The sequence below is a fragment of the Pseudomonas sp. GW823-FHT06B06 genome, from assembly GCF_058795195.1.
Map to the genome: position 1 here is coordinate 1 of NZ_JBXAHO010000090.1, position 1,426 is coordinate 1,426.

1 protein-coding gene is annotated in these 1,426 nt (G+C 54.2%); it reads right to left on the reverse strand.

Features of this window, described 5'->3' with window-relative positions:
- Positions 1-156 precede the first annotated feature (156 nt).
- On the reverse strand, positions 157-1,335 hold the full coding sequence (locus AC1Q8Q_RS32110) for an integrase core domain-containing protein (RefSeq protein WP_020800720.1): 1,179 nt from the start codon (positions 1,333-1,335) through the stop codon (positions 157-159).
- Positions 1,336-1,426: the final 91 nt, after the last annotated feature.

The window sequence follows — 1,426 nt, forward strand, 5'->3', positions numbered from 1 at the left end:
TTTAGCCGCGCTGGGCCATGGATGGCCCATCGCGGCGACCCACGGAGCAATGCCGGAGAGAGGGCATGCCGAGCCTAAGCGAGGCACCGAGTGGTGGGGCAGAATGGAACAACCACATAGGTAACAGTAAAGTTCAGGCACATGGGTAACACCTGATCACTTATTTTTGATTACTTTGAGCGTCAGATAACCATCCTTAGCGTCTCGTTCATCAACCCGTCCCAGTAGAACAGGCCCAAAGATGATGTCCCAAGCCCCTTCGCTGATGTTCTCCAATCCGACTATCTGATGTTTCAAAACATAGCCGACATAGATTCTGAGCCTTCCTTTGTTTACCACGCCGTTGGAGTCCGTTCGGTATGCCTCAACATGGCTTGGGTACTTCATCTCCGGCAGCTTCCTCGGAAATGCCCGTGACGAGCTTGTATAGCAGGAGCCTGGTGTTTTCTGCCCCAAAGCCTCATGAAGACGTTCATGATTATAGTGCTGCATGAACAGGTCAAAATGCTTCTGCTGGGCTCCCCACTCAATTTCCGGCGGCCTTGGCAATGTGCTCTTAAGCGTGCGGTGCATGCGCTCATGCCGTCCATTCTGCTCGGGTCGACCCGGCTGAATCCTTTCGTGAATGATGCCCAGGCGGGCCCACCAGATAGACAACTGCGATAACCCGGCACGCCCACCGCTGGCGAAAGGGACTCCGTTGTCCGTACGGATCCGCTCAGGCATTCCATACATCTTGAATAACCGCTCGAAGGTGGCCTTGGCGTCCTTGAAAGTCGTGCTCGGCATGCTTTCACAAGCCAGTAAAAATCGACTGGCGTGATCCATTACCGTCAACGGGTAACACCAGACACCGTCTCCTGTCAGGTATTGGCCTTTGTAATCAGCGCTCCAGAGCTGGTTAGGAAGGTCGGCTTTCTGAAGTGGTTTGGGATAAACGGCGACACGTTGGCGCAACCGCCGAGACACCACCAATCCCGCTTTTTTAAGCACGTTGTAGATCGTGGTTTTGGAGGGTGGCGGCTGATCTGGAAACCGCTCTCTCAGGGCTGTCTGGATCTTTTTCGGGCCTGGCGTGGTTTGCCCCTGGCCGCGCAGCTCAAGAATGGCCTCTTTGACCGCAAACGGCACAGCCTGAGCTTGAGAGTGGCGCTTGCGACTGCACTCCGCCAATCCGTTGATGCTGTCCGCGTTGTAGCGGGCTACCCACTTGTAACCGGTCTTGCGACTGATGCTGTGAGCCGCACAAAGTTGGCTGAAATTAAGTCGACCGGACAGATAGTCGGCAATGAACATCACTTTCAGGTCCATAGGTTTGAGCTCTCGCCACGGCATGGTCAGATCCTCGGAATCGACCAGTGCCAGTTAAAAACTGTTACCTATGTGCTTGAACTGTTTTGTTACCTATGTGGGTGAGTCATACCGG